The following is a 22,297-nucleotide window of genomic DNA, read 5'->3' as shown; positions in this document are numbered from 1 at the left end:
GTGGTGAGTGCTCGCAGGCGTCTGCGCCTACGGCCGGCGTCTCATGCCGGTTCGAACGCTGTCGCTCCGCACGAGCGGCGAACCACGATGCGCGGGCGCAGCCGGATCTGATGCAGAGGACACTCATCGCCTTCGATCAGTCGGCGGAGCATGACATCGGCCGCCATCCGGCCGATCCGGTACTTCGGGGGTGCGACCGCCGTGAGGGGCACCTCTGCGAGATCGGCGAACTCGTCGTCGTACGAGACCAGTGCGATGTCATCCGGCACGCGGACGCCATTGCGTCGGGCAGCGCCCTCGAGCATCGCCGCCTCGCGGTCACCGAAGACCAGCGCCGCAGTCGCCTGGAAGTCGCGGAGCCGCCGGTAGGCCGATTCGGCCGAATCGGCCTCCCACTCGCTCTTGGCCTGCGAGAACCGCAGATCGTCGGGCAGACCGAGATCGGCGACCGCCTGCTGGTAACCGTGCACGACGCCGTACTCGGTGACCGTGCGGGAGCGGGTCAGCAGCGCGATGCGGCGATGCCCGAGACGGGCGAGGTGCGCGACCGCGTCGTAGGCGCCGCCGGCGTGGTCGGAGCAGACGTGTTCGGTGACGTCGGCCGGGCCCGTGCCGTGCAGGCTGCGCTCTACGAGGACGACGGGGACGGGCAGTGCCATCAGCTGCTGCACACGAGCGGTCGGATCGGCGACGCCGGTGAGCGTGGGAGCGAGCAGAAGTCCATCGACGCCGGCGTCGAGAAGCGATGCGATCGCCTCGTCCTCGCGTTCGGGCTGATACCTGTACGTGGCTAGCTGCAGCGAAGCGCCGGCCGCTGAGAGCGACTCGTCGATCCCCTGCAGCACGCGCGGGTAGTACAGCTGGGTGTCGGGGAGCAGGACGCCGATGCGACGTCGCGCGCGCTCCTCGCGGGGACGGTCGTGTGCGACGAAGCTGCCTGCGCCCTGCCGCCGCACGACGATGCGCTCGGCGACGAGTTCGTCGAACGCGCGGCGCACCGTGGTCAGCGATAGGCCGGTCTCCTTCGACAGCTCCTGTTCGGTGGGCAGCTTCTGCCCTGCGGTCCAGGTGCCGGCCAGAATGCCCCTGCGCAGCTGATCCGCCAGGACCTCGAACTTCAGTCCGCGTGCCTCCGCATCGCGCACGGCTGCGCTGCGCTGTGACGCCATGACCCACCTCCGTCGTACTTCCTTTGATTCTGCTGTCTTGAAAGAGAGGAATAAAGACGTATTCGTCGATTCATCTCCTGGAATTGCCAAAGTTATCTCTTCATGTCCTCGACGCGGGAACTCGAAGAGGTAACGAATTTAGGATTACTCCTTGAATGCTCTGGTCGCTGGGGGTGAGAGTCGTCCGACGAAGGCGAAGACGCCTCACAGATGGAAGGAAATCCCGATGGCGAAGATCCGCACCCTGTCCGCCGCCGCACTCGTCGGCGCGCTCGCTCTCACCGGCTGTGCGTCGGCATCGGGCGATGCCGGCGACTCGAAGGAGCTCACGTACTGGTCGATGTGGAAGGAGGGCGAGGCGCAGCAGAAGGTCGTCGCTGACGCCATCGCAGACTTCGAGGAGCAGACCGGCATCGAGGTGAACGTGCAGTGGCAGGGCCGCGACAACATCAAGAAGACGGTCCCCACGCTGAACACCAACAAGGTGCCCGACATCGTCGACGGCTCCTTCGCCAAGCTCGCGCCGATCCTCGCCGAGACCGGCCAGGCGAAGCCGCTCGCCGAGGCCTACGCCGCGGACGTCGCCGGAGAGAAGGTGTCGTCGCTCGTCCCGGAGGCCTATCTGCGCGACGACGTGCTCACCGTCGAGGGCGACGATGCGCCGTGGATGCTGCCGTACTCGCTCACCGGCGATGCGGTCTGGTTCAACGCCGCCGAGCATCCCGAGCTCGTCGAGAGCCCACCGCAGGACTGGGATCAGTTCCTCGCGGCCATGGATGAGATGAAGGCCGCCGGTGACACGCCCATCGCGATCGACGGCGATGTCGCCGGATACAACGCGTACTGGTACACCTCGGCGATGGTGGGTCTGGCGGGACCCGGCTCGCTGCGCGAGATGGCCGCGGACAAGTCCGGCGAGGCCTGGGATGGGCCCGAGGCGCTCGAGGCCGCGCAGATGATCGAGGAACTCGTCGAGGGCGACTACTTCATCGACGGCTACAACGCCAGCAAGTGGCCGGCGCAGCAGCAGGCGTGGGCCGACAACCAGGCGGTGATGCTGTTCAACGGCACCTGGATCCCGACCGAGACCGGGCCGTACGCCGCCGACGGGTTCGAGTACTCGTCCTTCCCGCTCCCGGGGCTCGGCGACAGCGCTCGCGCCGACTTCGTCGGGTTCGCGGTCCCCGCCCGCGCGAAGAACTCCGACAACGCGCAGAAGTTCGCCTCGTTCTTCCTGGAGAAGGAGTACCAGGACGCGCTCGGCACCGAGGCGAAGATCATCCCCATCCGCGCCGATGCCGCCGTCAGCGAGGAGATGTCGACGATCAAGGATGCACTGGACGCCGCTGACTCCTACTACATGCAGAACGACGGCATCAGCTTCCCCGGGTACAACGAGAAGCTGCTCTGGCCCTCGCTCAGCGACCTGGTGCTCGGCAAGACCGACGCGCAGACCTTCGTCGACACGATGAAGTCGGGACAGATCGACTACTGGGAGCAGAACTCGTGACCGACGTCGCCCTGGCGCCCGCCTCGTCCCGCCCCGCCGCCGCTCGTCGGCGGCGGGGCGGGGGCAGCACGATCGATCGGGCGCGTCGCCGCCTGTTCGTGCCATTCGTCGGACCGGCGTTCGTGCTGTACTCGATCCTGTTCGTCGTGCCGTCGGTCTACGCCATCTGGATCAGCTTCAACAAGTGGGCCGGCGCCGGCCCGATGGAGTTCGTCGGCTTCGGGAACTACGTACGACTGTTCTCCGACAAGCTGTTCCTGCGCTCGTTCGGCAACACCCTGCTGCTGCTGTTCGTCGTGGGGCTGGCGATCTTCGTGATCGCGTTCGCGCTGACTCTGGTGCTGCGCGACATGGCCGGAAAGAAGATCGCCCGCTCGGTGATCTTCTTCCCCCACCTGGTGAATGCCATGATCTTCGGCGTCCTCGCCGGTTTCATCTTCAACCCGGGCGGCCTCGTCAACACGCTGCTCGGCGCATTCGGCGTCACCGATCCGCCCGCCTGGCTCGCTCAGGACAACCTGTTTCCGCTGATCATGGTCATGATGACCTGGATCACCACCGGGTACTTCACCACCATCCTCATGGCCGGCGTCGACCGCATCCCGCCGTACTACTACGAGGACTGCGCGCTCGCCGGCGCGAACGCCTGGCAGCGCCTGCGCTACGTCATCCTTCCACTCACCTGGGACGTGTTCGGCACGTGCGCGGTGCTGTGGACCATCTCGTCGGTGAAGATCTTCGAGATCATCTGGATCTTCGGCGGGTCGAGCGGCGCGGGGATGCCGCCCACGCAGACCTGGACCACCGCGGTGTACACCTACGTCACCGCGTTCTCGGGCGAATCCGTGCCGGCTTATGGCGCAGCGTCCGCATCCGCCGTGCTGTCGCTCGCACTCGTCTCCGTGCTGGTGCTGCTGCCGCGCCGCGTGATGAAGCGCGAAGCGATCGAGTTCTAGGAGAAGACCGTGACCATGACCGATCTGCCACCCGTCACCGACGTCACCACCCGCACGATGGTCGTCCCGCCCCAGCGGCGCCCGCGCCCTCGCCGGGCGGCGATCGGTCGCGACCGCAGCGTCGTCCGCGGCATCGGCCTCGTGCTGCTGTGGGCGTTCGTCGTGCTCAACGTGGCGTGGATGGTGTGGATGGTCATCCAGGCCTTCCGCGACACCCGCTCGATCCTCGCCGACCCGTGGGGGCTGCCGACCTCGCTCGACCCGGTCAACTTCGTCACGGCGTGGACCGTCGGCGATTTCGCGACCGCGACGATGAACAGCGTCGTCACCACCGTGGTGTCGTCCTTCCTCACCGTGGCGCTCGCAGCGCCGGCGGCGTACTACCTCAGTCGTGTGGAGAACCGTCTGACGAGCTCGCTGACGATGTACTTCGTGCTCGGCCTCGGCATACCGGCGCAGGTGATCGTCATCCCGCTGTTCGTGATGCTCAACGAGGTGTACCTCACCGACAGCCTGATCGGACTGAACCTCGTGTACATCGGCGTCTCCATGCCGTTCACGGTGTTCCTGCTGACGGCGTTCTTCCGGTCCCTGCCGCTGGAGATGGAAGAGGCGGCTGCGCTCGACGGCACGACCGCATTCGGGACTTTCTGGCGCATCACCCTTCCGCTGGCCAAGGGCGGCATTCTCACCGCGTTCGTGCTCCAGGTCATCTCGCACTGGAACGAGACACTGCTCGCGCTGACGCTTCTGCAGTCCACCGAGAAGTACACCCTTCCTGTCGCGCTGATCTCGTTCATCCAGCAGCAGACCTACTCGGGAGCCGATTGGGGCGGTCTGTTCGCCGGCCTGTGCATCGTGGTGCTGCCGATGCTCGCAATCTATCTGTGGCTGGGACGCCGCCTCACCGAGGGGCTCACGCTGGGGATGGGCAAGTAGTGCCGGGCGCGGGGGAGCAACCCAACCTGCTCGTGGTGATGGCCGATCAACTCGGCGCGCACGTCATCGATCGCGACGAGGACTGGGTCGAGACCCCGCACCTCGACAGGCTGCGTCGCGAAGGCGCCGAGTTCGCCCGCGCGTACGTCACATTTCCGCTGTGCGTGCCCTCGCGCGCCTCGATGCTGACCGGGCGGATGCCCCACGAGGTCGGCATCGGCGGCAACCGACCCGGCGGGGCCGCGTTGCCCGAACCGGGAACCAGAGCCGACAGCCTCGGCCACCTGCTGACTACGGCCGGCTACGACTGCGCGTACGCCGGCAAGTGGCATGCCACACAGGCGAGCGCACCCCCGGATGCCGGGTTCGACGTGCTGCGTCCGTTCGGCGATCGAGGGCTCGCCGATGCCTGTGCCGAGTGGCTGCACGCACGCACGGCCGCGGATCGGCCGTTCCTGCTGGTGGCCTCGTTCGACGACCCGCACACCATCTGCGAGTATGCGCGCCGTCAGCCGATGCCGTACGGAGACGTCGACCCCGGTGACCCGCGTGACGCTCCACCGCTGCCGGCGAACTTCGAGCCTGCGCCATTCGAGGCCGAGGCGGTGCGGTTCGAGAAGCACGCCGCGCAGCAGGTGTACGGCACTGCGGAGTACACCGCCGACGACTGGCGCTCGTATCGTGCCGCCTATCGTCGGCTGGTCGACCGCGCGGACGCCTACCTCGGGCGGCTTCTGGACGCTCTCGACGAGGCGGGCCTGACGGAATCGACGCTCGTGGTCTTCACCAGCGATCACGGCGACGGGGACACCGCCCACCGATGGAACCAGAAGACCGCGCTGTTCGAGGAGTGCGTGCGCGTGCCGTTGATCGCCCGGGGGCCGGGAGTGGTCCCCGGTGCACGTCATGAACTGGCATCCATCGGCCTCGACCTGCTCCCCACCCTGTTGGCCGCCGCCGGCGCACCCACACCGGACGATCTCCGAGGGGCACGCCTGCCTCTGGGCACCGGTGAGTCATCGGCGTCCGACCGCGTGATCGCCGTCGAGACCCGCTTCGAGCGCGCCGACCCGCCCCTCACACGCGGCCGCGCCCTGTACCGCGGCCGGTACAAGTACACCGTGTACAGCTGGGGTCGCCACCGTGAGCAGCTGCACGACCTGCAGGCTGATCCGGGCGAGCAGCGCAATCTCGCCGTCGAGTCGGCCTTCGACGGCGTGCGCGACGAGATGCGCGCCGCGCTGCTGCGCTGGTGTCGCGACACCGACGATCACGACTTCCTCAAGCTCGTGCCGTTGCCGGCAGGTACGCCGATGGCGGTGCACGACGAGATCTTCGCCGTCCCGTACTGACATCGCCGTGTCGTGCCGAGATCGCAGTGGCTCTTGCCCTCGGCCGGTTCGGGGCGCAGACTTGCCGCGTCGGCGCGAGAGAGGACACGACATGGCACACGGCGACATCACGCACATCGACATCCCGGTGGGCGACATGCAGCGGGCGACCGGATTCTACAGCACGCTGTTCGGCTGGCAGATCGCGGAGATGCCCGGTTTCGAGGGCTACCCGATGTGGCAGGCGCCCAACGGCATCTCCGGAGGCGGGCTCGCTCCGCGGGGCGACGGCTTCACTCAGCCGCGCTCGTACGTCGAGGTCGACTCGATCGACGACACCATCGCCGCGGCGAAGGCGGCCGGTGGCTCGGTGGCGATGGAGCGCTCACCGATCACCGATACCAGCGCCTGGGCTGTCATCGTCGATCCCGACGGCAACCACATCGGCCTGTTCGAGGGCGTCGTCGGCTGACAGCATCCGATGCACTTCGGGGTGTCAGAGCGCGCGTCGTGCGCGTGTGATCCCCTGCAGATCGGTTGGCACGTCATCGAGGAGAGTGGCCCAAATGACGTCCCAGTCGATGCTGTCGCCGTACAAGTGCCCGACCTTGTCGCGCGTGCGCGTGAGGGCACGCCAGCCGACCTCGGGGTGCGCAGTGCGGAATTGCTCAGGCAGATCCTTCGCCGCGTTGCCGATCTGGATGAGCGCCGCGTATGCGGCATAGCGATTCACGAAGTCGGTACCGAAGAATGCTGCTTCTCCACGCCCCGCGAGGTCGGCGCAATCCCGTAGCCGTGCTTCGATGACGGCGAGGTTCCGCGGGATTCGCGCTTCGCGTTCTGCGGCACGTGAATCCGCCTCGTCCGTCACGCGGCCCTCGTCGGCATCGGCAGGTCGAATGCGGTGCGGATCATCTCTGGCGCAGCCGTTCGAGCGGAGACGACCTCGACGTCAACGCCCAGAAGCGCGGCGAGTTCGTCTTCCATCGCGACGAGGGTGGACAGCGGTGTTCGTGGCGCGAGGTCGACCATCAGATCGAGGTCGGATCCAGCACGGTCGCGCCCCTTGGCGGTGGATCCGAAGACCCGCACCCGCGAGCCACCATAGGCTGCCACGATGCGCGCGACTTCGGACTCATTGCCGGCGAGCGCCTGCGAGGGTCGGGGCTGCATGGCCACGACCAACCGCTCACGCAGCGCCGGGGACGGTGACTTGGCGCCTGACTCGTAGGCGGCTATGTTCGGGCGCGCCGTCCCGGCGCGGTCGGCGAGCTCCGACTGCGTCAGCCCGGCGGCGATCCGCATCGCTCGAAGATCACTCATGTATATCAATATACACTGCGGGTCCTGGTCGCGGACAGAGCCCAGAAGGTGTCAGACCGACGCGGTTGCGCGCTCACGGTGAGTTAGGCGCGCGTGGTGGGCACCGATCACGACGCCTCCCGTGCCTGCCGCGCGCGATACGCCGCGACGGCGTTGCGGTTGGCGCAGGCCGTCGAGCAGTACTTCTTCGAGCGGTTGCGGGAGAGATCGAGCGCGATCGCCTGGCATTCCGCATCGGCGCAGGCACTGAGGCGACTGCCCTCGTCGGCGCGGATGACGTCGATGAGGGCCATCGCGGTCTCGACCAGGATGCGCTCGGCGAGGGGTCTGTCGTCGGCCACGGCATGCAGGTGCCAGTCGGCGCCGTCGTGCCGGGCGAGGCGCGGCGCGAGTGAGACGTCGGCGAGTGCGTCATTGACCCGCGCAGCCATCTCGTCGCGGGGAGCGAGCAGCATCGCGCGCAGACGCGGACGCAGCGCGCGGAGATCGCCCAGTTCGGCGTCGTCGCGGTCGATGCGCCCGGTGTATGGATGCTCGGCCAGAAACGCCTCCAGATCGAGCGACTCCGGCGGCTCGGCGGAGTTCACCAGGGTGACGGCGGCGCGCAGCGCCTCGTCCGCGTCATCGGTGAACCTCATGTTGACATCTTACAACGCGAGGCGTAGCGTCACTTGCCATGACAGCTTTGACCCATGACATGCGTCGTTCGGGTGTGCGCACCGGACTGCTCGTCGCCGTCGGCGCGGCGCTGGCGTTTGGCATGTCGGGAGCATGGGCGCGCGGGCTGATCGATGCCGGATGGACGCCGGGTGCCGCGGTCACCGCGCGCATCTGGGTGGCCGCTCTCGTGCTGCTCGTGCCGACGATCCTGGCGCTGCGCGGTCGGTGGGGTCTGGTCAGGAAGAACGCCGGCATGATCCTCGCCTACGGCCTGCTCGCGGTCACCGCCACGCAGCTGTTCTACTTCCAGGCCGTCGCGGTGATGGATGTCGGCATCGCCCTGCTGATCGAGTACACCGCGCCGGTCGCCGTCGTGCTGTGGTTCTGGGTGCGCCGGGGCGAACGGCCCAGCCGTCGCAGCATCCTCGGTGCCGTCGTGGCGTTCGTGGGTCTCGTGCTCATGCTCGACGTCCTCACCGGCGCGCGCATCGATGGCGGCGGGATCCTCTGGGCGCTGGGAGCCATGGTGGGAGCTGCGACCTACTTCGTGCTCTCGGGTCGGAGCGACACGGGCCTGCCGCCCATCGCCCTCGCCGGGCTCGGTCTGCTCCTCGGTGCCGTAGGCCTGAGTATTGCGGGCCTGATCGGTGTGCTGCCGATGACATGGAACACCGACGACGTCGCCTACCGGTTCGGCAGCGTGCCGTGGTTCGTGCCGGTGCTGGCGATCGGCGTGCTCGCGACCGCGCTCGCGTACGTGCTCGGCATCGCCTCGACGCGGATGCTCGGCTCACGCCTGGCGTCGTTCGTCGCGCTCGCCGAGGTCGTCGCCGCGCTGCTGTTCGGGTGGATGCTGCTGGGCCAGCTTCCGGGAGCAGTGCAGCTCATCGGGGGAGTGCTCGTGCTCGCCGGCGTGGTACTGGTCAAGCTCGGCGAACCGGCTACCCAGGAGCTCGTCGAGCCGCTTCCCGAGCCGGTCACCTGAGCTGACCGCCTGAGCCGTTCGTGTCTGCCCGCGAGTCACGCCACAATGGCGTGATGAGCAATCCGGTTCATGACCTCCGCAAGGGGCGCGTCGCGCGGCGGGCGCGATGCAGAGCGATCATGATGGTCGCTGCCGCGCTCGTGCTCCCACTCGGGCTCAGCGCCTGCACCCCGCCCGTGGTCGCCTGTCCCGCGATCGGGTGGATCAACGAACTGGCGATCGCGCTCGAAGGGGATGTCTCCGACGTCGCGGACGTGCTGCTGTGCGTCGACGGCATCTGCGTGCCCGCAGACGACGGAGTCGTGCCGGATGAGCTGGCGCAGGTCGCACCGATGTCGCAGAGCAGCACCGGGAACAGGTGGGTCTTCAGCACAGGCATGAGCACCCCGGATGCGTTCACGGTGCGTGTGCTGTCGACGGACGGGGCGATCCGGACCGAGGTCGAGGCTGCACCGGACTGGGCCCGCGTCGGCGGGAGCGAGCAGTGCGGTGGTCCGGGCGAGGCGACCGTGATCGTCCAGGTGTGACCGTTGCATCACCCCGCCGTGGCGCGTCACCCGATCCGGCGGCGGTAGACGCGCATCGCGAGCAGATACGCGATGACGAGGATGCCGACGCACCAGGCCAGCGCGACCCAGATCTCGCTGCCGACGGGCTGCCCGGCGAACAGTGCCTGGATCGAGTTCACGATCGACGTGACGGGCTGATTGTCGGCGAACCAGCGCACGGGTCCGGGCATCGTCTCGGTCGGCACGAACGCCGAGCTGATGAACGGCAGGAAGATCAGCGGGTACGAGAACGCCGTCGCCCCGTCGACGCTCTTGCCCGACAGGCCCGCGATGGCCGCGAGCCACGTGAGCGCGAGGGTGAACAGCGTCAGGATGCCGATCACCGCGAGCCAGGCCAGTGGGCCCGCCCCGGTGCGGAAGCCCATCGCGAACCCGACGGCGAAGATGATCGCCACTGTCAGGCCGTTCGCGACCAGCGACGTCAGCACGTGCGCCCACAGCACGCTCGACCGTGTGATCGGCATGGAGTGGAAGCGCTCGAAGATGCCGCCCTGCAGGTCGGTGAAGAGGCGCAGGGCCGTGTACGCGGTGCCCGACGCGATCGCGATGAGCAGGATGCCCGGAAGCAGGTAGTTCACGTAGTTCTCGGTGCCGATGCTCTGGCGCAGCGCCCCGCCGAAGACGAAGACGAACAGCAGCAGCAGCGCGATCGGCGTGATCGCCGTCGTGATGATCGTGTCCGCGCTGCGGAAGACGTGCCGCAGCGACCGCCCGGTCAGCGTGGCGGTGTCCGCCACCAGATGCGTGCTCATGCCGCTTCCTCTCTGGTGATGGCGAGGAAGATCTCCTCGAGGGTCGGCTGCTTCTCGACGTACTCGACGGTCGCCGCCGGCAGCAGGCGCTTCAGCTCGGCGAGCGTGCCGTTCGCGATGATGCGTCCCTGGTGGAGGATGGCGATGCGATCGGCCAGCTGCTCGGCCTCCTCCAGATACTGCGTCGTGAGCAGCACGGTGGTGCCGCCCGCGACGAGCCCTTTCACGACCTCCCACACTTCGATGCGCGCCTCGGGATCGAGGCCCGTGGTGGGCTCGTCGAGATAGATCACGTCGGGGTCGCCGACCAGGCTCATCGCGATGTCGAGCCGCCGCCTCATCCCGCCCGAGTAGGTGCCGGTCGTGCGCCCGCCGGCCTCGGTGAGGCGGAAGCGCGACAGCAGGTCGTCGGCCACGCGGCCGGGTTCGGCAAGGTGTCGCAGCTTCGCGACGAGCATGAGGTTCTCGCGACCCGTGAGCACCTCATCCACTGCGGCGAACTGCCCGGTCAGGCTGATCGATTCGCGCACTCTCACGGCGTCGGATGCCACGTCGAAGCCGTTCACGGCGGCCATGCCGGCATCCGCTTTCAGCAGTGTCGCGAGAATCCGCACCATCGTCGTCTTGCCGGCGCCGTTCGAGCCGAGCAGGGCGAAGACGCTGCCGCGTTCGACATCGAAGTCGACACCGGAGAGCACCTCGATGTTCTTGAACGACTTGCGGATGCCGCGCACGCTGACGGCAGGAGCGGTGGTGGTCATGATCCCTGCTCCTCACCGTGTTCCGCGGCGTCGATGGCGCGGGTGAATCGTGCGCGCTCCTTGTCGAGCCATTCGCGTCCGGCGTACGCCTTGGCGAAGGTCTCGGCGAAGTCGACGGGATCGGCGCCGACGATCTCTCGCACGGCGGTGCGGTCGATGGATGCCTGCTCCCACAGGTCGACCATGTCGGTGAACATCCGCATCAGGGTGTCGCCGTCGGTGATGCCGCCCGCGTACATCAGGTAGCGGTGCATCGCCTTGGCCGAGGTGACGTACGGCTCGGGCAGCGCCTCCATGCGGGCCTTGTCGTGCTTGTACTGCTTCTTCTGCTCGAGCGGTCCGGTGAGCATCTCGATCCATTTCGCGGCCATGTCAGTGTCCTCTCTTGCGGAGCTCTTCGATCCGATCGGAGATGAAACCCCAAGTGGTCCAGAATTCGTCCAGTTCTGCGGTGCCCCTCGTGTTCAGGGTGAACACCTTGCGTGGCGGGCCCTTCTCGCTCGGCACCTTCTCGACATCGACGAGCCCCTTCTGCTCGATGCGCACGAGCAGGGCGTACACGGTGCCCTCGGCGATGTCGGTGAAACCGCGCTCGCGCAGCTCGGCGGTGATCTCGTAGCCGTAGGCGGGGCGGCGCGTCAGCAGCGCCAGCACGATGCCCTCGAGCGTGCCCTTGAGCATCTCCGTCATCTGTCGGCGCATGGGCCCTCCTGAGCTACTCAGTGTTGCTGACTACTGCTACATGGTAGCACTGAGTACCGCGAGCGCAAGCCTGGGTTGAGATAGTCGGGTTGTATACGCAAGTTGCAGTGTCGATGAGATCGGATGCCCTTGGCGCGGCTTTATGTATACACTGAGGTCATGTCCGTCGCCGTCGAACGCATCCGCGCCAGCGATCGCGCCTACGCGATCCTGCTCGACGAGATCCAAGAGGGCACGCTCGCGCCCGGAACCGTGCTCGGCGAGGTCGAGCAGGCGGCCCGACTGGGAGTCAGTCGCACTCCGCTGCGCGAGGCGCTCCGCCGGCTCGGCGCCGACGGGCTGGTCGCCCAGGCCTCGCCGCGCGTCACGGTCGTGACGGCCATCGAAGCCGACGACATCCGCGCACTGTTCGAGATCCGCCGTGCGCTCGAGGAGACCTCCGCCCGCCTCGCGGCCGTGCGCGGTGATGCCGCGCTGTTCCAGGAGCTCGCCGACCAGTTCGCGCACGTGGATCTCGACCGCGATGAGGGACGGGACGCCTACTACCGGCTGATCGCGCGCCTGGATGCCGCCATCGACACCGCGGTCGCCAACGACTACATCACCTCGGCGCTGCGCACCGTGCGCACCCACCTCGTGCGCGTGCGTCGCATGGCGAGGGACAAGCCCGAGCGCCTGGCGGCATCCGCCGCCGAACACCACCTGATCGCCCGCGCCCTGGCATCCCACGACGCTGACCTGGCCGCCCACGCCACGCACGTGCACCTGCACAACGCCCTCGACAGCATCCTCGAATCCCTGGAAGGAACACCATGACCGTCAACCACCCCGTTCGCGTCTACCGCTCCGAGGAAGACCTGCCCCGCGAGGAGCAGCTGGCCTGGAAGATCGCCGAGGTCGCCACCGACGCTGTCGAGGTCGACGCCGAGGTCGTCGACATGATCATCAACCGCATCATCGACAATGCTTCGGTGGCTGCGGCATCACTCACCCGTGCGCCCATCAACGCCGCCCGTGCCCAGGCCTTCGCCCACCCCGTCCCAACCGGTGGAAAGGGCGCCACCGTCTTCGGCGCCGAGCTCGACCACCGCACCAGCCCCGAGTGGGCGGCGTGGGCCAACGGCGTCGCCGTGCGCGAGCTCGACTACCACGACACCTTCCTCGCCGCCGATTACTCGCACCCTGGCGACAACATCCCGCCGATCCTCGCGGTCGCCCAGCACGTCGGCGCAGACGGCATGGCACTGGTGCGCGGCATCGCCACCGGGTACGAGATCCAGGTCGACCTGGTGAAGGCGATCTGCCTGCACAAGCACAAGATCGACCACGTCGCCCACCTCGGCCCGTCGGCCGCCGCCGGCATCGGCACCCTGCTCGGCCTCGACGCCGAGACCATCTACCAGGCCGTTTCGCAGGCCCTGCACACCACGACCGCCACCCGTCAGAGCCGCAAGGGCGAGATCTCGACGTGGAAGGCACACGCCCCCGCGTTCGCCGGCAAGATGGCCGTCGAGGCCGTCGACCGCGCCATGCGCGGCCAGACCTCGCCGTCGCCCATCTACGAAGGCGAGGACGGCGTCATCGCGTGGATGCTGGACGGCCCCGACGCTGCGTACGAGGTGCCGCTGCCGGCGGCCGGCGAGGCCAAGCGGGCCATCCTCGACACCTACACCAAGGAGCACTCGGCCGAGTACCAGGCGCAGGCGTGGATCGACCTGGCGCGCAAGCTGCACGGCGAGCGCCCCGAGCTGGGCGACCCGGCGAAGATCGAGAGCATTGTGCTGCACACCTCGCACCACACGCACTACGTGATCGGCTCCGGCGCGAACGACCCGCAGAAGTACGACCCGACCGCTTCGCGGGAGACGCTCGACCACTCGATCCCGTACATCTTCGCGGTCGCCCTGCAGGACGGCACCTGGCACCACGTCGACTCGTACGCCCCCGAGCGTGCCGCCCGCGAGGACACCGTCGCGCTGTGGCACAAGATCACCACGCTCGAGGACGCCGAGTGGACTCGCCGCTACCACTCCCTCGACATCAGCGAGAAGGCCTTCGGCGGTCGTGTGGAGATCACGCTGACCGACGGCACGAAGGTGATCGACGAGATCGCCGTCGCCGACGCCCACCCGCTGGGGGCGCGCCCGTTCGCCCGCGAGAACTACATCAACAAGTTCCGCATCCTCGCCGAGCCCGTCCTGGAGCCGGCCGAGATCGACCGCTTCCTCGAGCTGGTGCAGCGCCTGCCGGAGCTGACCGCCGACGAGGTCGCCGAGCTGTCGATCATCGCGAAGCCCGGCCTGCTGGCATCCGCCCCCGCCCCGAAGGGACTGTTCTGATGCTGTACTCCACCGTCCCCGCCTACGAGAAGCGCCGCACGTTCCGCGAGCGGCTGCGCAGCGGCGAGCTGCTGCGCTTCCCCGGTGCGTTCAACCCGCTCTCCGCCCGCCTCATCGAGCAGAAGGGCTTCGAGGGCGTCTACATCTCGGGTGCCGTGCTCTCGGCCGATCTCGGACTGCCCGACATCGGCCTGACCACGCTCACCGAGGTGGCAACGCGCGGTCAGCAGATCGCCCGCATGACCGACCTGCCCGCGATCATCGACGCCGACACCGGCTTCGGTGAGCCGATGAACGTCGCGCGCACGATCCAGACGCTCGAGGATGCCGGTCTCGCCGGCGCCCACATCGAGGACCAGATCAACCCGAAGCGGTGCGGTCATCTCGACGGCAAGGCCGTCGTCGACTCCGGAACGGCGGTCAAGCGCATCCGTGCCGCCGTCGATGCGCGACGTGACGAGAACTTCCTGATCATGGCGCGCACTGACATCGCCGCCGTGGACGGTCTCGAGGCAGCCAAGGACCGCGCGAAGGCACTGGTGGATGCCGGTGCCGATGCGATCTTCCCGGAGGCGATGCGGTCGCTGGAGGAGTTCGCGGCGATCCGCGAGGCGGTCGACGTGCCGATCCTCGCCAACATGACCGAGTTCGGAAAGAGCGACCTGTTCTCGGTGGATGAGCTTCGCGGCGTCGGAGTGAACATCGTCATCTGGCCGGTGTCGCTCTTGCGTCTGGCGATGGGCGCTGCAGGGCGCGCACTGGATACGCTGAGCGACGAGGGGCACCTCACGAGCAGGCTCGGCGAGATGCAGCACCGCGCCGACCTCTACGAACTGATCGACTACGAGTCGTACAACCACTTCGACTCGGGCGTCTTCAACTTCACCGTCGCCCGCTGACCCACCGGCCGCCGAGCGCATTGCAAAGGAGCACAGCATGACCGAAGAGATCAAGAAGGGCCTGGCCGGGGTCGTCGCCGATGTGACGGCGATCAGCAAGGTCAACCCCGAGACGAACAGTCTGCTCTACCGCGGGTATCCCGTGCAGGAGCTGGCGGCCACTCAGTCGTTCGAGGCCGTCGCCTACCTGCTGTGGCACGGCGAGCTGCCCACCGCCGCCGAGCTGGCCGAGTTCCGCGCGACCGAGCGCGCGAACCGCGCCATGGCGCCCGAGGTCAAGGCGGCGATCGACGCGCTGCCGCTGGACTCGCACCCGATGGACGAGGTGCGCACGGCCGTCAGCGTGATCGGCGCGATCGAGACGGCCGGCACCGGCAACGTGCTGGATGCCGTCGGGACGCCCGAGCAGAACCTCGAGCGCAGCCTGAAGCTGTTCGCGGTGCTGCCGGCGATCGTCTCATACGGTCAGCGCCGCCGGCGGGGACAGGCGCTGGTCGAGTCGCGTGACGACCTCGACTACGCCGCGAACTTCCTCTGGCTCACGTTCGGCGAGGAGCCGTCTGCGGTGGTCGTCGATGCGTTCAACCGCTCGATGATCCTGTACGCGGAGCACTCGTTCAATGCATCCACGTTCACCGCTCGCGTGATCACCTCCACGCTTTCGGATCTCTACTCAGCGGTGGTCGGCGCGATCGGCGCACTGAAGGGGCCGCTGCACGGCGGCGCCAACGAGGCCGTCATGCACATCTTCGACGAGATCGGCTCGGCCGACCGCGTCGTGCCGTGGCTCGATGAGGCGCTCGCCGAGAAGCGCAAGATCATGGGCTTCGGCCACCGGGTCTACAAGCGCGGCGACTCGCGCGTGCCGACCATGAAGGCGGCTCTCGACACGCTGGTCGAGCACTACGATCGCCCCGACGTCGCTGAGCTGTACGCGACGCTGGAGCGCGAGTTCGTCGAGCGCAAGGGCATCTACCCGAACCTCGACTACCCCTCGGGCCCGGCGTACAACCTCATCGGGTACGACACGCTCACCTTCACCCCGCTGTTCATCGCCTCGCGCATCACCGGGTGGACCGCCCACGTCCTCGAGCAGCAGGCGTCCAACGCGCTGATCCGCCCGCTGTCGGCATACAACGGCGTCGATGAGCGGCACATCGAGGAGTACGAGCCCGACACCGCGGCGATCGAAGTGCAGGAGCGTCCGGAGGAGGCGGCGGGATGATGACTTCGGCGGCCGGCTCGCGCGAAAAGGTCGCGATCGTCTCCGGAGCCCGCACCCCGATCGGACGCTTCGGCGGAGGCTTCAAGGACACCGACGCGTACGAGCTCGGTGCCGTCGCCGTCACCGAGGCCCTGCGGCGCTCCGGCGTCGCACCCGAGCGTGTCGGTGAGGTCGTCATCGGCACGATCGGCCAGGTCGCGGGCGACGCGTACATCTCGCGCCGCATCGCGCTCGCCGCGGGACTGGACGTGAACACCCCCGCGTTCACCGTCAACCGGCTGTGCGGCTCTGGTCTGCAGGCGATCTGGTCGGGCGCACAGGAGCTGCTCTGGGGCAGCACCGACGTCGTCGTCGCCGGCGGCGCCGAGAGCATGACTCGGATGCCCTTCTACGACTTCAACGCGCGGTACAACGACCGGCTCGGGCACCGACAGCTGCTCGACGGCACGATCGCGATGCTCACCGATCCGTTCACGAACAAGCACATGGGCACCACCGCGGAGAACGTCGCGGAGCGCTTCGGCGTGACCCGCGAGGACCAGGATGCCTTCGCCCTCGAGTCGCAGCGCCGCGCCGCGACGGACGAGGCACAGGCCGCCTTTGCCGAGGAGATCGTCGCCGTCACGACCTCGGGCCGCAAGCCCATCGAGGTGGCTCGCGACGAGCATCCGCGCCCCGACACCACGCTGGAGGGTCTGGCGTCGCTGCGCGCCGCCTTCGCCAAGGACGGCACCGTCACGGCCGGCAACGCCTCGGGCATCAACGATGGCGGGGCCGCGACCGTGCTGATGCGGGAGTCGGATGCCCGCGCCGAGGGCGCTCCGGTGCTCGCGACTCTCGAGGCCGTCACCACGGCTGCGCTCGAGCCGGAGATCATGGGCTACGCCCCGACGCTGGCGCTGAAGAAGCTGTTCGTGCAGACCGGGCTCACGCCGGACGACGTGTCGACGGTCGAGCTGAACGAGGCCTTCGCCTCGCAGGCACTGGCCGTGATCCGCGACGCGGAGCTCGATCCCGTTCGCACGAACCCGTACGGCGGGGCGATCGCCCTCGGGCATCCCGTCGGAGCGACCGGTGCGATCCTCACCGTACGCGCGGCGCTGACGCTGCAGCGGACCGGCGGAGAGTACGCGATCGTCACGATGTGCATCGGCGGCGGGCAGGCGCTCGCGGCACTGCTGAAGCGGGGCTGAACGGCCGCGCTCCGCCGACACCCCTACCTGCCGCCGACACCCCCACGTGTGGAACTCCACACGTGGGGGGTGTCGGTGAGAACTGGGGGTCTCGGCGCCGTTTCGCGACGCCGAGACCCTGGCGATCAGGTCGCGTCGACGACCCCGCGGCGGCGGGTGGCGAACAGCAGCACGCCGGCCGCGATCAGCGTCGCGGCGCCCAGGGCGATGCCCCACGGCAGCTCCGACCCGGTGAGCGCCAGCGCGCCCGGTTCGACGACGGTCACGGCCACCTCGATCGGCTCGAGATCACCCGAGGTGATGACGAGCCGGTGAGCACCGAGCTCGAGGTCCGCGGGGATCGCGACTGTGAAGCTGACCGTGCCGTCAGCATCCGCCGCGGGGATTCCCTGCACGATGATCGGGTCACTGTGCAGCGTCGCCGCGATCTGCTGGCCGGGCTCGAGGCCCCGCACCGTGACCTCGAGCGTCCCGCCCTGCTCGACGCGCGACGAGCCGAGTTCGACCGTCGCCCAGTCGCCACCCGTGCCGGGCTGCTCCTCCCCGGAGCCGTCGCCATCGCCGGAGCCGTCACCATCACCGGGTCCCGACCCGTCCGCGACGATCGCACGTCCCATCTCGGAGGGCGCGACCGGGCTGTTCGCGGCGAAGTACGCGACGGTCGCCGTGAGGTCAACCTGACCGGTGTCGGTGCTGTTGACCCCCTCGGTGAACACGCTGAACGCGTCGCCGCCGGCGGCGAGGAACGAGTTCGTCGCAACCGTGTACACATCCTCCGGCTGCACAGGTGCACCCTGGAAGCTCATCGACACGATGCGCTCATCCTGCGCGGCGGCGGGGTCGTACTCGTACGAGAAGCCCTCCGACACACCCAGGTGCAGCTTCGTCGTGGACTCTCCGTCCAGCCGCCACTGCTGCTCCAATAGCGTCTTCAGCTGAGCCCCGGTGAGGTCGACCGTGACGAGTGTGTTGGCGAACGGCTGCACGTTCGCGACGTCCCGGTAGGTCAACGAGCCGTCCTCGCCGTACAGCAGGTCGGTGCGCAGACCGCCGGGATTCATGACCGCGATGTCGGCCGGCGTGCCCGCGTAGTCCTCGTTCGAGGTCGTCCACAGGTACACGTCCGCGATCGTGTTGCCCAGCGTCGACTCCACGCCGCGGTCCGATCCCGCCGGCGTGCCGCCGCGAAGGATGTCGGCAGTGATCGATCCGACGTTCACCGAGCCCTTCTCGTCGGCGACATCGACAGCATCCGCCACGATCTGGGCGACGGCAGGGTCGGCGGGGAACGCCGCGGCGCCGTCGACGACGAGCGGCACGAGCTCGCTCGAGATCGAGCGCAGCTGCTTCGTCTCCGCGTCGACCGAGATATCGATCTTGCCGAGCGTCGTGCCGTACTGGTGCGCCTGCACGACAGGACGCTCTACGCCCGTGGGACCTTCGATCATGCACGCGTACGACTGGTGCGTGTGCGCCGAGACGATGGCGTCGATCTCTTCGGATGCCCGGGAGACCAGCGCACCGAAGCTGCTCTCATCAGCCTGCACGGCCTCACAGCCCGACTGCGCGGTGCCGGAGTGGGTGAGCAGAACGATCACATCGGCAGCATCCGACTCGGTCAGCTCGGTCGCGACGCGGTTCGCCGCCTGCAGCTGGTCACCGAAGTCGAGGTCGGCGATGCCGGTCGGGGTGACCATGCTGGCGGTGTCGGGCGTGACGACGCCGATGAAACCGACCCGCACGCCGTCGACCGTCGTGATCGCGTACTCGTCGAGCGCCGGTGTCTGCGAGCCCTTCTCGTAGACGTTCGCCCCGAGGCCGAACTCCGGGCCTCCGAAGCGGGGAAGCACCCGGTCGGTGAGGTCGGCGAAGCCCTGGTCGAACTCGTGGTTGCCGACCGCACTCACATCGAGTCCGGCCGCGACGAGCGCGTCGATCGTCGGGTTGTCGTCATCGATGAACGACGTGAAGATCGAGGCGCCGATGTTGTCGCCGGCCGAGACCAGCAGCGTGTTCGGGTTCTCCGCCTCGAAGGCGTCGACGGCCCCCGCGAGTACAGCCGCTCCCGCGACACCGCCCCGCAGGTCCTGCTCGATGCGCCCGTGGAAGTCGTTGATGGTGAGCACCTGGATATCGGTGGTCTCCTCGGCCGCTCCGGTTCCGATCTCGAACAGCGTCGTCGTTCCCGACACCTCGTTCGCGACGGCGAGCAGCGGCTCGCCGGTGGCCGATTCGGATGCCGGGATGAACGTCAGGCCCTCCGGGCCCAGGTCCCCGGCCGCGGAGAGCACGCTCGCCGGGTCATCCGCCTCTTCCACCGAGACCGCGAAGTCGCGGTTGTTGATGTAGCTGACATAGGAGGCGGATGCCGGATCGGTGATGTCGAACACCATCACGCCGCCGACACGCTCGAAGCCGATGAAGGCGTAGGTCTGTCCGTCGATCTCGCCGATCGTGAGACTCTCGGGCTCGGGGCCCTTGTCGTCGCTGCGGCCCTCGAGGTTCGACTCGCTGTGGTTGGAGTTGAAGAACTCCGGCGCGGCCTCCGCCGTGATCTGCTCGAACGCGTCGCCCGAGTCGAACACCTGCGCGCCGTCGGTCGTCCAGATCGAGAACGAGCGGGCGCCGAAGGCGTACAGCTCGTCGTAGCATCCGGCGTCGGCGTCGAAGCCGTTCTCGATCGAGACGTTCAGGCGGCCGAGCTGCGCATCGCCGGTCAGGTCGGCGAGGTTCTCGCAGACGGGCCCGTAGCCGTCCTCAGCGAGGTTCTTGACCCGGCTCGCCTCGACATAGTCGCCCCACTCGCGGGCATCGCCCTCGTTGGCCGTGACCAGGTAGGTGCGATCCCCGGCGGAGTACGAGGTGATGCCGTCGGGCATGTAGACGCCCTTGAGGCCCTCAACGGTGCGGATGTCGATGCCGCCGTCGCGGTCGCTGGGATCGAGGCCGTTGCCCTCGGTCGAGTGGTCCTTGAAGCCGAGCGCCCAGATGTCGGTGACGGATGCCGACGCCAGGTCGACCACGGCGACGGCGTTGGCCTCTTGCAGAGCCGCGTACGCTGTACCGCCGTCGATGGCGATGTACTCCGGCTCGAGGTTGCGGCTGACAGGCAGGTCATCGCCGTGCGGCGTCGGTCCGAAGATGCGCACGTCGGCAGGAAGGGTCTTGCCGCCGCCGACCTCGAAGGCGTTGAAGCCCGCAGTGCGCACAGCATCCTGCGCCGGAGCCGCGACGCCGCCGGGCAGAGCGACGACACCCACCGATCCCTCAGGGTCGGTGCTGAAGTCGTCGGCGGGCTCGCCCTCGTTCGCGACGACGGCGTAGCGGCCGTCCTCAGAGATCGTCACCATGTCGGGCAGGGCGCCGACGGTGACCTGACCGAGCACGGCGGATGCCGCATCCTCGGCGTTCGCGTCGAAGAACAGCAGGTGTCCGGGGCCGGTCTTCACCGGTGCCTCGAAGGCGATCACGCCGAGCCCGTCGGGGCGGATGGCGACCGAATTGGCGATGCCCTCCGACGCGATGGCGAACAGCGGGGCGATCGCGGTCGGGTCGGAGTAGTCGAGCACGTCGACCGAGCCGGCCTGCGCGTTCACGACGAACAGCCGGTCACCGTGCGCGTGCACGATCTCGGCCGCAGACGCGTCGAACACGCCGGTCTCGTACGAGCCCAGCGGGCTGAGGGTGAGCGGGGCGTCTGCCGCGGCGTGGCGGATCGGCTCGTCGACGAGCGCCGCCTGCGCGGACGAGACGGCGATGAGCGGTGTCAGCGCGAGTGCGCAGGTGAGGGTGGTGGCGGAAGCAGCGCGGAATGTGCGCCGGCGTCGATGGGTGGGCATCTGATTCCTCGGGATCGAGTCTGATTGAGGGGCGGCGGTGCGCTCCGCGAAGGACTCTCCAGAACTATCGAGTGCTGGTGGCGAACAGGTGAACGCGCAGGGAACATCACCAGCGACACGGTCTGGCTAGACTGCCGCCCATGCGATTCGGTCTCTTCATTCCCCAGGGTTGGCGTTTCGATCTGGTGGGCATCGAGCCCGCCGAGCACTGGCAGGTGATGAGCGGGCTGGCCCAGGCGGCGGATGCCGGGCCGTGGGAGTCGCTGTGGGTCTACGACCACTTCCACACCACCCCGGTGCACAGTGACGAAGCCACCCACGAGGCGTGGACGCTGATGTCGGCGTTCGCCGCGTCGACCAGCCGCATCCGCCTCGGGCAGATGTGCACCTGCATGGGCTACCGCAACCCGGCGTACCTGGCGAAGGTCGCCGCGACGGTCGACATCGTCTCGGGCGGACGCACCGAGATGGGCATCGGCGGCGGCTGGTACGAGCACGAGTGGCGCGCGTACGGGTACGGCTTCCCCGCGGCCGGGGACCGGCTTCGGATGCTGGATGAGGGCGTGCAGATCATGCGGCAGGCCTGGAGCACCGGCCACGCGACCCTCGACGGGCGGTACTACCAGGTGGATGACGCGATCGTGCAGCCGACGCCGCTGCAGCACGGCGGCATCCCGCTGTGGATCGCCGGCGGCGGCGAGAAGGTCACGCTGAAGATCGCCGCGAAGTACGCCCGGTACACCAACTACGCCGGCGGCAACCCCGAGGAGTTCACGCACAAGAGCGAGATCCTGCGTGCACACGCCGAGAAGGTCGGCACCGAATTCGACGCGATCGTGCGCTCCACGAACTTCAACACCGTCATCGGCGCCACCGAGGATGAGGTCGAAGAGCGCCTCGCCGTGATCGAGCAGCGTCTGGCACCGCACCTCGGCGACCGACTCGAAGGCGTGATGGCCAACTACCGTGGTCCGAAGGCCTACGGCGTCGGAACACCCGAGCAGATCATCGAGCGGCTGCGCGAGCTGCAGGGCCGGGGCCTCGGCTATGCGATCCACTACTTCCCGGAGGCGGCCTACGACCGCTCCGGCATCGACCTGTTCGAGCGCGAGGTCATCCCCGCGCTCAGCTGAGATCTTCGCATC

At 68.3% G+C, this 22,297-nt stretch carries 22 protein-coding genes; 13 read left to right on the top strand and 9 right to left on the bottom strand.

The features are described from left to right. Positions 1-41 precede the first annotated feature (41 nt). A complete protein-coding gene (locus tag WDU99_RS05955) occupies positions 42-1,169 on the bottom strand; it encodes a GntR family transcriptional regulator (RefSeq protein ID WP_337331526.1) in 1,128 nt (375 codons plus the stop codon). 226 nt (positions 1,170-1,395) lie between these two features. Here WDU99_RS05955 and WDU99_RS05950 point away from each other — a divergent pair, with 226 nt between their 5' ends. The 5 genes from WDU99_RS05950 (at position 1,396) to WDU99_RS05930 (ending at position 6,377) form a co-directional block, all read left to right on the top strand. Next, complete coding sequence (locus WDU99_RS05950) at positions 1,396-2,679, top strand: ABC transporter substrate-binding protein (RefSeq protein WP_337331525.1); 1,284 nt, start codon at positions 1,396-1,398, stop codon at positions 2,677-2,679. After that, the gene (locus tag WDU99_RS05945) at positions 2,676-3,635 is read left to right on the top strand and encodes a carbohydrate ABC transporter permease (RefSeq protein ID WP_337331524.1); all 960 of its coding nucleotides are present in this window, start codon (positions 2,676-2,678) and stop codon (positions 3,633-3,635) included. Before WDU99_RS05950 ends, WDU99_RS05945 begins: the two co-directional genes overlap by 4 nt. A gap of 15 nt (positions 3,636-3,650) precedes the next feature. Continuing rightward, positions 3,651-4,574, top strand: coding sequence for a carbohydrate ABC transporter permease (locus WDU99_RS05940; RefSeq protein ID WP_337331682.1), 924 nt, complete (start codon positions 3,651-3,653; stop codon positions 4,572-4,574). Continuing rightward, a complete protein-coding gene (locus WDU99_RS05935) occupies positions 4,487-5,926 on the top strand; it encodes a sulfatase family protein (protein ID WP_337331523.1) in 1,440 nt (479 codons plus the stop codon). Before WDU99_RS05940 ends, WDU99_RS05935 begins: the two co-directional genes overlap by 88 nt. Before the next feature lie 91 nt (positions 5,927-6,017). Beyond that, positions 6,018-6,377 (top strand): VOC family protein, encoded by a 360-nt coding sequence (locus WDU99_RS05930; protein WP_337331522.1) that lies wholly within the window; start codon positions 6,018-6,020, stop codon positions 6,375-6,377. A 24-nt stretch (positions 6,378-6,401) separates the two neighbouring features. Here the strand turns inward: WDU99_RS05930 and WDU99_RS05925 are convergent, their stop codons facing one another. The 3 genes from WDU99_RS05925 to WDU99_RS05915 all read right to left on the bottom strand — a co-directional run bounded on the left by WDU99_RS05925 (position 6,402) and on the right by WDU99_RS05915 (position 7,866). Further along, complete coding sequence (locus tag WDU99_RS05925) at positions 6,402-6,776, bottom strand: HepT-like ribonuclease domain-containing protein (protein ID WP_337331521.1); 375 nt, start codon at positions 6,774-6,776, stop codon at positions 6,402-6,404. After that, positions 6,773-7,228, bottom strand: coding sequence for a helix-turn-helix domain-containing protein (locus tag WDU99_RS05920; RefSeq protein WP_337331520.1), 456 nt, complete (start codon positions 7,226-7,228; stop codon positions 6,773-6,775). The genes WDU99_RS05925 and WDU99_RS05920 overlap by 4 nt, the downstream gene beginning before the upstream one ends. 107 nt (positions 7,229-7,335) lie before the next feature. Next, positions 7,336-7,866, bottom strand: coding sequence for a CGNR zinc finger domain-containing protein (locus WDU99_RS05915; RefSeq protein WP_337331519.1), 531 nt, complete (start codon positions 7,864-7,866; stop codon positions 7,336-7,338). Between the two features lie 38 nt (positions 7,867-7,904). On the opposite strand from WDU99_RS05915, the gene WDU99_RS05910 reads away from it, so the two are divergent. Both WDU99_RS05910 and WDU99_RS05905 read left to right on the top strand, forming a co-directional pair. Beyond that, positions 7,905-8,873 (top strand): EamA family transporter, encoded by a 969-nt coding sequence (locus WDU99_RS05910; RefSeq protein ID WP_337331518.1) that lies wholly within the window; start codon positions 7,905-7,907, stop codon positions 8,871-8,873. A gap of 53 nt (positions 8,874-8,926) precedes the next feature. Then, positions 8,927-9,400, top strand: a complete 474-nt coding sequence (locus tag WDU99_RS05905; protein ID WP_337331517.1) for a hypothetical protein — start codon at positions 8,927-8,929, stop codon at positions 9,398-9,400. A gap of 26 nt (positions 9,401-9,426) precedes the next feature. Here the strand turns inward: WDU99_RS05905 and WDU99_RS05900 are convergent, their stop codons facing one another. The 4 genes from WDU99_RS05900 to WDU99_RS05885 are packed head-to-tail and all read right to left on the bottom strand — an operon-like array spanning position 9,427 to position 11,657. Then, the gene (locus WDU99_RS05900) at positions 9,427-10,194 is read right to left on the bottom strand and encodes an ABC transporter permease (RefSeq protein WP_337331516.1); all 768 of its coding nucleotides are present in this window, start codon (positions 10,192-10,194) and stop codon (positions 9,427-9,429) included. Continuing rightward, positions 10,191-10,955: an ABC transporter ATP-binding protein gene (locus WDU99_RS05895; RefSeq protein WP_337331515.1), complete on the bottom strand. Its 765-nt coding sequence runs from the start codon at positions 10,953-10,955 to the stop codon at positions 10,191-10,193. The genes WDU99_RS05900 and WDU99_RS05895 overlap by 4 nt, the downstream gene beginning before the upstream one ends. Next, entirely contained in the window at positions 10,952-11,326 is a 375-nt protein-coding gene (locus WDU99_RS05890; RefSeq protein WP_337331514.1) for a DUF1048 domain-containing protein, read from the bottom strand. Before WDU99_RS05890 ends, WDU99_RS05895 begins: the two co-directional genes overlap by 4 nt. A 1-nt stretch (position 11,327) precedes the next feature. Further along, positions 11,328-11,657: a PadR family transcriptional regulator gene (locus WDU99_RS05885; RefSeq protein WP_337331513.1), complete on the bottom strand. Its 330-nt coding sequence runs from the start codon at positions 11,655-11,657 to the stop codon at positions 11,328-11,330. Positions 11,658-11,816: 159 nt separating this feature from the next. Here WDU99_RS05885 and WDU99_RS05880 point away from each other — a divergent pair, with 159 nt between their 5' ends. The 5 genes from WDU99_RS05880 to WDU99_RS05860 are packed head-to-tail and all read left to right on the top strand — an operon-like array spanning position 11,817 to position 17,313. Then, positions 11,817-12,473, top strand: a complete 657-nt coding sequence (locus WDU99_RS05880; protein ID WP_337331512.1) for a GntR family transcriptional regulator — start codon at positions 11,817-11,819, stop codon at positions 12,471-12,473. After that, positions 12,470-13,996: an MmgE/PrpD family protein gene (locus WDU99_RS05875; RefSeq protein ID WP_337331511.1), complete on the top strand. Its 1,527-nt coding sequence runs from the start codon at positions 12,470-12,472 to the stop codon at positions 13,994-13,996. Before WDU99_RS05880 ends, WDU99_RS05875 begins: the two co-directional genes overlap by 4 nt. Further along, positions 13,996-14,895: a methylisocitrate lyase gene (prpB, locus tag WDU99_RS05870; protein WP_337331510.1), complete on the top strand. Its 900-nt coding sequence runs from the start codon at positions 13,996-13,998 to the stop codon at positions 14,893-14,895. Before WDU99_RS05875 ends, prpB begins: the two co-directional genes overlap by 1 nt. A 37-nt stretch (positions 14,896-14,932) precedes the next feature. After that, positions 14,933-16,120 (top strand): bifunctional 2-methylcitrate synthase/citrate synthase, encoded by a 1,188-nt coding sequence (locus WDU99_RS05865; protein WP_337331509.1) that lies wholly within the window; start codon positions 14,933-14,935, stop codon positions 16,118-16,120. Then, positions 16,117-17,313: a thiolase family protein gene (locus tag WDU99_RS05860; RefSeq protein ID WP_337331508.1), complete on the top strand. Its 1,197-nt coding sequence runs from the start codon at positions 16,117-16,119 to the stop codon at positions 17,311-17,313. The genes WDU99_RS05865 and WDU99_RS05860 overlap by 4 nt, the downstream gene beginning before the upstream one ends. Positions 17,314-17,438: 125 nt before the next feature. Here the strand turns inward: WDU99_RS05860 and WDU99_RS05855 are convergent, their stop codons facing one another. Then, complete coding sequence (locus tag WDU99_RS05855; protein WP_337331507.1) at positions 17,439-21,152, bottom strand: choice-of-anchor I family protein; 3,714 nt, start codon at positions 21,150-21,152, stop codon at positions 17,439-17,441. A gap of 140 nt (positions 21,153-21,292) precedes the next feature. Here WDU99_RS05855 and WDU99_RS05850 point away from each other — a divergent pair, with 140 nt between their 5' ends. Next, a complete protein-coding gene (locus WDU99_RS05850) occupies positions 21,293-22,285 on the top strand; it encodes an LLM class F420-dependent oxidoreductase (protein ID WP_337331506.1) in 993 nt (330 codons plus the stop codon). The last annotated feature ends 12 nt before the right edge of the window (positions 22,286-22,297 follow it).

Origin of the sequence: Microbacterium bandirmense (assembly GCF_037204185.1) — a bacterium.
GTDB lineage: Bacteria > Actinomycetota > Actinomycetes > Actinomycetales > Microbacteriaceae > Microbacterium > Microbacterium bandirmense.
This window is presented reverse-complemented; position numbering and strand designations above follow the sequence as displayed.

Excerpts from the sequence above, each read along its gene's own strand:
- WDU99_RS05855 (WP_337331507.1), bottom strand. The coding sequence starts at position 21,152 with ATGCCCACCCATCGACGCCGGCGCACATTCCGCGCTGCTTCCGCCACC.
- WDU99_RS05915 (WP_337331519.1), bottom strand. The coding sequence starts at position 7,866 with ATGAGGTTCACCGATGACGCGGACGAGGCGCTGCGCGCCGCCGTCACC.
- WDU99_RS05880 (WP_337331512.1), top strand. The coding sequence starts at position 11,817 with ATGTCCGTCGCCGTCGAACGCATCCGCGCCAGCGATCGCGCCTACGCG.
- WDU99_RS05930 (WP_337331522.1), top strand. The coding sequence starts at position 6,018 with ATGGCACACGGCGACATCACGCACATCGACATCCCGGTGGGCGACATG.
- WDU99_RS05890 (WP_337331514.1), bottom strand. The coding sequence starts at position 11,326 with ATGGCCGCGAAATGGATCGAGATGCTCACCGGACCGCTCGAGCAGAAG.
- WDU99_RS05860 (WP_337331508.1), top strand. The coding sequence starts at position 16,117 with ATGATGACTTCGGCGGCCGGCTCGCGCGAAAAGGTCGCGATCGTCTCC.
- WDU99_RS05875 (WP_337331511.1), top strand. The coding sequence starts at position 12,470 with ATGACCGTCAACCACCCCGTTCGCGTCTACCGCTCCGAGGAAGACCTG.
- prpB (WP_337331510.1), top strand. The coding sequence starts at position 13,996 with ATGCTGTACTCCACCGTCCCCGCCTACGAGAAGCGCCGCACGTTCCGC.
- WDU99_RS05885 (WP_337331513.1), bottom strand. The coding sequence starts at position 11,657 with ATGCGCCGACAGATGACGGAGATGCTCAAGGGCACGCTCGAGGGCATC.
- WDU99_RS05950 (WP_337331525.1), top strand. The coding sequence starts at position 1,396 with ATGGCGAAGATCCGCACCCTGTCCGCCGCCGCACTCGTCGGCGCGCTC.
- WDU99_RS05895 (WP_337331515.1), bottom strand. The coding sequence starts at position 10,955 with ATGACCACCACCGCTCCTGCCGTCAGCGTGCGCGGCATCCGCAAGTCG.
- WDU99_RS05955 (WP_337331526.1), bottom strand. The coding sequence starts at position 1,169 with ATGGCGTCACAGCGCAGCGCAGCCGTGCGCGATGCGGAGGCACGCGGA.
- WDU99_RS05940 (WP_337331682.1), top strand. The coding sequence starts at position 3,651 with ATGACCGATCTGCCACCCGTCACCGACGTCACCACCCGCACGATGGTC.
- WDU99_RS05920 (WP_337331520.1), bottom strand. The coding sequence starts at position 7,228 with ATGAGTGATCTTCGAGCGATGCGGATCGCCGCCGGGCTGACGCAGTCG.
- WDU99_RS05850 (WP_337331506.1), top strand. The coding sequence starts at position 21,293 with ATGCGATTCGGTCTCTTCATTCCCCAGGGTTGGCGTTTCGATCTGGTG.
- WDU99_RS05865 (WP_337331509.1), top strand. The coding sequence starts at position 14,933 with ATGACCGAAGAGATCAAGAAGGGCCTGGCCGGGGTCGTCGCCGATGTG.
- WDU99_RS05905 (WP_337331517.1), top strand. The coding sequence starts at position 8,927 with ATGAGCAATCCGGTTCATGACCTCCGCAAGGGGCGCGTCGCGCGGCGG.
- WDU99_RS05910 (WP_337331518.1), top strand. The coding sequence starts at position 7,905 with ATGACAGCTTTGACCCATGACATGCGTCGTTCGGGTGTGCGCACCGGA.
- WDU99_RS05900 (WP_337331516.1), bottom strand. The coding sequence starts at position 10,194 with ATGAGCACGCATCTGGTGGCGGACACCGCCACGCTGACCGGGCGGTCG.